The sequence below is a fragment of the Spirosoma spitsbergense DSM 19989 genome, from assembly GCF_000374085.1.
Classification (GTDB): Bacteria; Bacteroidota; Bacteroidia; order Cytophagales; family Spirosomataceae; genus Spirosoma; species Spirosoma spitsbergense.
Genome location: NZ_KB893462.1, coordinates 1 through 6,972, shown reverse-complemented (window position 1 = coordinate 6,972; position 6,972 = coordinate 1). Strand labels below are relative to the sequence as shown.

Below are 6,972 nucleotides of genomic sequence, written 5' to 3'. Positions count from 1 at the left end.
CAGACTCCATTGAGCCAATGAGGAGTCAGCCAGTTTCAAGAGGGCAATGATCAGCAGGGCCATAAAGCGGATACGCCGTTTATCACATTGAAAATGATCTTTGATGGCATCGTAGACAGCATCTTCGTTACTTTGCATAGGGAGTAGTTGGAGGGGTTTACGTTTAGCGACACAAAACTACCTCAACATCAGCTACTCCCTACTTTTGTCCTGTACTTAGGTCGATGCCTTTATCGCCGAAGGGCGATGCGTAGCCAACGGCTAGTTCGTACAAACCGGCTTTGGCCGTAAAGGTCAGGGTAATTTTGTCGGCCGCATCGTCAAGGCCCGTCACGTAACCTCTTCCCGAATAGCCCGCCGTAGCCGTAGCTACGGAAACACCGGTCAGTGTACCCGTTTCGGCTTCGACCCGGATCGAATCGGCTGGGGTTTGCCCCTGTGCTGTCAGGCTATTGACCAGCCAGCCGGTCAATACGACGATGACAAGTCGGACCCGACCGCTGCCCACGGCATACGATACCGTTCGTAAAAGAAGACCCATGACAGTAACGGAGATGAAGCTGAGTAAATACTAAAACAAATGCATCCTGAAGTACGACCGATGCTTACCAGTGTAGTACTAACAAAAAGGGCCGTCACTCCTGCGGGAGAACGGCCCTTTTTTTAATCAATACAAGCCCAGGTCGTCGAAATAGACCGTCTCCGGTACGTTGCCGCTGAACTCCTGAAACGTTACTTCGGTGAGGGTACCCGTGGTGACGCCAAGGGTGCTTAAGGGAACGGCAAAGGTTTGCCAGACACCCGCTTTCAGCACCAGTTGCTTGCCGGCATCGTAATTGCCGTTCAGCACCATCTTGATGATTTTGCCGTCGCTGCCCGTGCCACCGTAGATGGACAGTTTGATGCCCGTGTAGTTGGCCAGGTTGATGGGCGTGCCGCCGAGGAAGTTCTGAAACCCGCCGTAGCCCCCCGTGTAATCGTACTGCATGGATGCGGTACCCCGCTTTACGACTGCTTTTGACGGAACGGTTGGTTTCCCGTTGTAGCCAGCGGCCGTCCAGCCAGGTATCAGCGCATCGTCAAACAGGACGTACTTGAATCCGAAGGGAATAGCGTAGGCAGACCGGCCACCCGGCGTGGTAACCGCAAGGGTCGTTGATGTGACGCCGGTAGGGACCTTCACTTTCAGTTGCGTCGGGGATTTGTCCGTTATCTCGGCGACTGCTGTGCCAAAGGTTACGCTCATCACATTATCGAACGTGGTGCCGGTCAGGGTAATGACGTCACCGGCAATACCCGCCAGTTGATCGACCGCCGTGATGACCGGTGCGGGCTGCTGAATCGAGAAGCCAAACTCCGCCGAACCACCGGTGGTAACCACCCGCAGTTTGTTGCTGCCGCTGTAGGGCGTTGTGGTCGGAATGGTCACCAGAATCACGTCATCCCGAACCAGTGCCGGGTTAAAGTACACGCTGACATCGTTAAAATAGATGGCCGTTGTTCCGCTGAGGTTCTGACCCAGAATGGCGTACATGGTACCCGGTTTGCCCAGCGTTGTCGTGGAATCGAAGGCAACCGGCACCGTGCGGGTAGCGGTAGTCATGGAATCCAGGTTATACGGAGTCTGGTAGGTGTAGACCGAATCCTTACTGACGGTGCGAACCCGGCTGATGGTTGGGGCAGGGGCGACGTCGTTGTTTTTCTGACAGGAGACAAATCCGCCCGTGATGCCGAGAAGACAGCAAAGGACAATACTATAGCTGATGATTGTTTTCATAGTTCGTGGCTTATTTAAACGTGTACGGAACGGGAGCCTCGCGGAGCAGCGGGTTGATAGCTGTTTCGGTCGATGGATAGGGAAACAGGAACCGGTCGTTGCCAGGCGTGAAATGCTCGGAATAGATCTGCGTTCCGTCGTTGCTGTACGTACCCCGTTCCTGCTGACTGATGATGGCCGTCGCTTTAGGGTGGCTGGTGGCTTTGTAGCCATCCAGTCGGCCCAGGTCAAACCAGTAGTCGCCTTCAATGGCCAGTTCCAGCCGCCGTTCGCGCAGAATATCCGCCTGCGTGATCGAGGCTTTCGGAGACAGGCCTGCGCGGCTGCGTACCAGGTTGAAGGGTGTCAACGCGGCTGGGTTGTTGGTGCTGGCAGCTCCGGCCAGTACGGCTTCGGCCTCAATGAGCAACACTTCCGAATACCGCATCAGGTACGTGTTGATACCCGTCGACTGGGCGGCACCTAATCCTCCGTTATCGGCCCGGTTACCCACCACGTATTTTTTGATGCCTGCTTTCGTATTCTGGGCGTTCACGTCGGCAGGTACGGTGTAGCCGCCCCCGGAGGAGTTCAGTTGGGAGTAGAAATCACCCGCCAGCATGATGGTGGCTTTGCGCCGGACATCGCCGGGTTCTTTCGCGAATTCTGACTGCAGGTCAATCGTGGGTCCGATTACGCCATAGCCGTCGCCCGTACCGGTAATCTGGGAGCTGATGGCAAAGGAAGCCTGCATCGAGTTGCCGTGTCCGTAGGCACTGCCCGCTACCCATTGCAGGGCCACAACCGATTCTTCATTGTTGTTGTTCGCCGTTCTGAACAGATCGGTAAAGGTTTTCCCGGCTACCTGCGCGCCGTATAGTTTGAACTCACCGCTGTTGATCACCTTTTCGGCGTAGGTGCGGGCCTGGGCGTAGTTCTGCTGGTACAGGTATACTTTCGCCAGCATCGCCGAAGCCGAACCGCTCGATACGTGCCCATTATCGACAGACGTGCCCGTCCGGATCTTTTTGGTGCAGTTAGCCTCCGCGAACTGGAAGTCTTTAAGAATCAGTGTGTACACATCCTCAACCCGGTTCGTGTTGATCTTGGGCGAATACACGTAATCCAGCGTGTTCTCGATGATGGGTACGTTACCCCACAGCCGAACCAGGTAGAAATAAGCCATGGCCCGCATAAAATGCGCTTCGCCCAAGGCATTGTTAACCACCGCCGGATCGACTGAAGCCGGTACTTTGGCGGGGAGGTTATTGATTAGCGCATTGGACTGCGCCACCACTGAGAATAGTGAACGCCAGGCGTTGGTCAACTCGTTATTGTCGGCCGTTACCGAGAAGTTGGCGAAGTTGATCACATCACCCGAATAGGTGCGGGCATTACCCCCCGACAGTTCGGTGATGGCCCAAAACGCCTTGTTGTTGAAGTTGAACCAGGGTGAGTTATACAGAGCGTTGGTACTGGCCTTCACCTGCTCGTTGGTCTGGTAATAGCTGTCCAGGGTCAGGGCGTCCTGGGGTGGGTGATCGAAGAACGAATCCTTACACCCCGTTGCCCCGAAACAGAGGGCTGTTAGCAGGGCCACTGCGTATGTTTTATGTGTTTTTTTCATGAGTACGTGTTGAATTAAAATTCAGCGTTGATACCGAAGGTGTAGGTGCGGGCGAGGGGATACCGGCCATTCTCGACGTTCATTTGCAGCGAGTTCTGGTTGAAGGCACCCACCTCCGGATCGTAGCCGGAATACCTGGTAAACGTGTACAGGTTCTGTACGCTGACGTACGCTTTCAACCGGTTCAGTTTCACTTTGCTGATGAGTGATGCCGGCAGGTTGTAGCCGATGTTCAGGTTCTGAATCCGGGCGTAGGAACCATCTTCAATGAAGCGATCCGAGATGAACAGGTTCGGGTTATCCGAGCCACTCTTGGGAGCCGGAATGTCCGTATTCGTATTGGTTGGTGTCCAGTAATTGCCTACCGAAGCAAACTGGTTGTTGTACAGATTCGACAGACCACCCACCGTCCGGCGCGTCAGGTTCAGAATTTTGGCCCCGTACGATCCCTGCAAAAACAGGCTGACATCGAATGATTTGTACGAGAAAGTATTGGTGAAGCCGAAGGTGAATTTTGGGTTAGGGTTGCCGATAACCGTGCGATCCCGCTCGTCGATAACTCCGTCGCCATTGACATCTTCGTACTGCACGTCGCCCAGCCAGGTACCGGCACTGGAGTTCTGCACGGGCCGGTTGAACTGAACCGGTGCGGCTGCCAGTTGCTCGGCCGACTGGAAAAGCCCTTTCACCTTGTAACCGTAGAACTGCCCAATCGGCTGGCCCACTACCGTTCGGGTAACCGGTACGTTCAGGAAACCCGTATACACGTTGGTGATGATTTCGGTGAAGTTCTCCGACAGTTCCTTCACCGTGTTTTTATACTTCGAGAAAATCAGCGTCGTCGTCCATTTAAAGTCAGGCTTCACTACGTTGCGCGAGGTGATCGTCAGGTCGATCCCTTTATTCTGCATCTGACCCAGGTTGACGTAGGGCGAGGAAATACCCCCCAGGTAGTTGGCGTCGCCTATCAGGTAGGCGGGGAGGGGCAACTGATACAGGAAGTTCTTCGATACCTTGTTATACACATCAATGGTACCGTTGATGCGGTTGTTGAGGAGACTCACGTCGATACCGGCGTTGAACTGGGTGTTGCTTTCCCACTTCAGATTCGGGTTGGCAATCCGGTCGATCAGGAAGCCGGTCCCTAATCCCGTTACACTGGGCGACAGCGACGACCCGTAGAGATAGTTGGAGATCTGCTGGTTGCCTACGGCTCCGTAGCCGATGCGCAGTTTCACATCTTCGAGCGTGTTTTTGATCCCCGCCATGAACGGCTCTTCCGTCAGACGCCACGAAGCGGCAAAGGAAGGGAAGTAGCCAATTTGCTGACCCTGTGCGAATTTGGACGAGCGGTCGGCACGGATGGTGGCCGTCAGGCTGTATTTTTCCTTGTAGGAGTAAATAGCCCGGGCGTACACCGATTCGAGTGACTGGCTGCCCTTGAATTCGTTGTTGGTGGCCGTAGAAGCTTCGCCCAGGTTCAGCGTTTTGATGTCGTTACTATAAAAACCCGCCCGGTAGCCTTCGATCCCGTTCCAGCTCGATCCCTGCACTTCGTGTCCCAGCAGGGCCGTCAGGTTGTGGGCCTGGTTAAACGTGTGAGTGTATGTCAGGTAATTCTTGATGATGTAAAAGTTACTCTGCTGCCAGCGCTGACTCAGGGTAGCCGTTGTGTTCACAAACCGGCCAAATGCGTAGGTAGGCACGAAATAGGTGTTGTTGGAATTGCTGAAATCACCGCCTATCTCCGAACGAAGCGTCAGATCCTTCGTGAATTTCAGGTCGCTGTAAATATTCCCGTTCAGGTTTTTCCGGTTCAGCCGGTTAGTGATGCTCAGCGCCTGACCTACCGGGTTAATAACGCCCGACACAGCCGTTGGATCGTTGGGCGGACCTGCAAAGGAACCGTCGGCGTTGCGTACGGCCACGTCTGGTGCCTGCAGCATGGAGAGGTAGATAATCCCGTTCACGTTGTCGTTCAGGGTCACGTTCTCGTCGGTATTACTGCCCGTTAGGGTCAGGCCGAGTTTGAACCATTCTTTCACCTGCCCGTCGATGTTGCTGCGGAAGGTGAACCGGTCGAAGTTGGAGCCGATCACGGTACCGTTCTGCTTCATATAGCCACCGGATACGTAATAGTTAACCCCATCCTTTCCGCCCGACACCGACAACTGGTGGTTTTGGGTCATGGCTGACCGGAACACTTCCCGTTGCCAGTCGGTACCTTTGCCCAGTAGACTGGGGTCGGCAAACTCCGACCGGCGCTGGGTACCGTACACATCGGCCAGGTCGTTCTGTAACCTGGCGTACTGCGGCAGATCCATCAGCTTCAGGTATTTGGAAGGCGTTTGTAGACCTACGTACCCATCGTAAGAAATGCGGGCACTGCCGTTTTTACCCCGTTTGGTTGTGATGATGATAACCCCGTTGGCGGCCCGGTTTCCGTAGATAGCCGTCGCCGACGCATCTTTCAGCACGTCGATGGACTGAATATCGTTGGGGTTGAGCAACGTTAGCGGGCTAACGGCGGCCTGGCCATTGCCATTGAAGTTCTGCAATGATGAACGGCCGCTGGTGCTGGAGTTATTGGCATCGCCCGAAATAGGTACCCCGTCAATCACATACAGCGGTTCGCTGCTGCCCGTGAGCGAGGTAATCCCCCGAATCCGGACGGAGGTCGAACTGCCGGGTTGCCCCGAGTTCTGGGTAACGGTCAGCCCGGCGGCACGGCCCTGCAAGAGCTGGTCAACACTGGACTGCGGAATGTTGGCGATTTCTTCGGCTTTCACGCTCGATACTGCCCCGTTCAGGTCCTGCCTGCGCTGGGTGCCGTAGCCGATGACGACTACCTCGTCAAGTGAGCGGTCGCCAACCTTCAGCGTAACGTTGAGGGTTGTCCGGTTACCCACTACAACTTCCTGCGTAACCATGCCGATAAAGGAAAATACCAGCGTTTTTGCTCCGGCAGGCAGATTGATGGAGAACTGGCCGTTCGCATCCGTTGTGGTGCCAAGCTGGGTTCCTTTAACCGATACTGTAGCACCCGGCAGGGTATTTCCTTTTTCGTCCGACACGGTCCCTTTTATCAGCGCCTTGATATCCGCTGGTACAGCAGCGGCCGGGCGAGTTACCTGGTGCATAGCCAGCAGGGGTTGCCCCTTGGCGGGATTAAGGTTGGTTGTGGGGCGATCCTGAGCGGGAAGGGTAATCCAACTGCTCAGGACAAAAAATCCCGGAAGAATATAGTTGATCATACGAGAAAAGTTAATTAATTTATTTAAACGATAGACATAGTAGATAATTATGATTGTACGCTTTTGACTTTTCACGTACGCTAGTTCAAGCTATGCCCTTTAGGGCAAGACTTTAGTTGCTACTCATTTTTGGTAGTTTTGCTTGATGAAGCAACAACGGTCTGGTAGCCATTCGGTTTATAATTTGCAGGTCCATTTGGTGTGGAGCACTAAGTATCGCTATCAAGTGCTAACGGGTGATGTGCAGTTACGTTGCCGGGACTTATTGCGGCAAACCTGCAATGTATTGGATGTACAGATTCTGAAGGGCGTTGTGAGTAAAGACCATATTCATC

General features: G+C 54.2%; 5 protein-coding genes. 1 reads left to right on the top strand and 4 read right to left on the bottom strand.

Annotated elements, in window-relative coordinates:
- Nucleotides 1–199: 199 nt before the first annotated feature.
- From B157_RS0109240 to B157_RS0109225, 4 genes are all read right to left on the bottom strand, one after another.
- Nucleotides 200–541, bottom strand: coding sequence for a CBM35 domain-containing protein (locus B157_RS0109240; RefSeq protein ID WP_020603060.1), 342 nt, complete (start codon nt 539–541; stop codon nt 200–202).
- A gap of 126 nt (nt 542–667) precedes the next feature.
- Nucleotides 668–1,777 carry an IPT/TIG domain-containing protein gene (locus B157_RS0109235; protein WP_020603059.1) on the bottom strand — a complete coding sequence of 370 codons (1,110 nt, stop codon included), beginning with the start codon at nt 1,775–1,777 and terminating at the stop codon, nt 668–670.
- A 10-nt stretch (nt 1,778–1,787) separates the two neighbouring features.
- Nucleotides 1,788–3,383 (bottom strand): RagB/SusD family nutrient uptake outer membrane protein, encoded by a 1,596-nt coding sequence (locus B157_RS0109230; protein ID WP_020603058.1) that lies wholly within the window; start codon nt 3,381–3,383, stop codon nt 1,788–1,790.
- 14 nt (nt 3,384–3,397) lie between these two features.
- The gene (locus B157_RS0109225) at nt 3,398–6,637 is read right to left on the bottom strand and encodes a SusC/RagA family TonB-linked outer membrane protein (protein WP_020603057.1); all 3,240 of its coding nucleotides are present in this window, start codon (nt 6,635–6,637) and stop codon (nt 3,398–3,400) included.
- A gap of 145 nt (nt 6,638–6,782) precedes the next feature.
- Between B157_RS0109225 and tnpA the strand changes: the two genes are divergently transcribed.
- The coding region (tnpA, locus tag B157_RS37360; RefSeq protein ID WP_157618352.1) for an IS200/IS605 family transposase at nt 6,783–6,972 on the top strand (190 nt) is incomplete at its 3' end.

Excerpts from the sequence above, each read along its gene's own strand:
- B157_RS0109240 (WP_020603060.1), bottom strand. The coding sequence starts at position 541 with ATGGGTCTTCTTTTACGAACGGTATCGTATGCCGTGGGCAGCGGTCGG.
- B157_RS0109235 (WP_020603059.1), bottom strand. The coding sequence starts at position 1,777 with ATGAAAACAATCATCAGCTATAGTATTGTCCTTTGCTGTCTTCTCGGC.
- B157_RS0109230 (WP_020603058.1), bottom strand. The coding sequence starts at position 3,383 with ATGAAAAAAACACATAAAACATACGCAGTGGCCCTGCTAACAGCCCTC.
- B157_RS0109225 (WP_020603057.1), bottom strand. The coding sequence starts at position 6,637 with ATGATCAACTATATTCTTCCGGGATTTTTTGTCCTGAGCAGTTGGATT.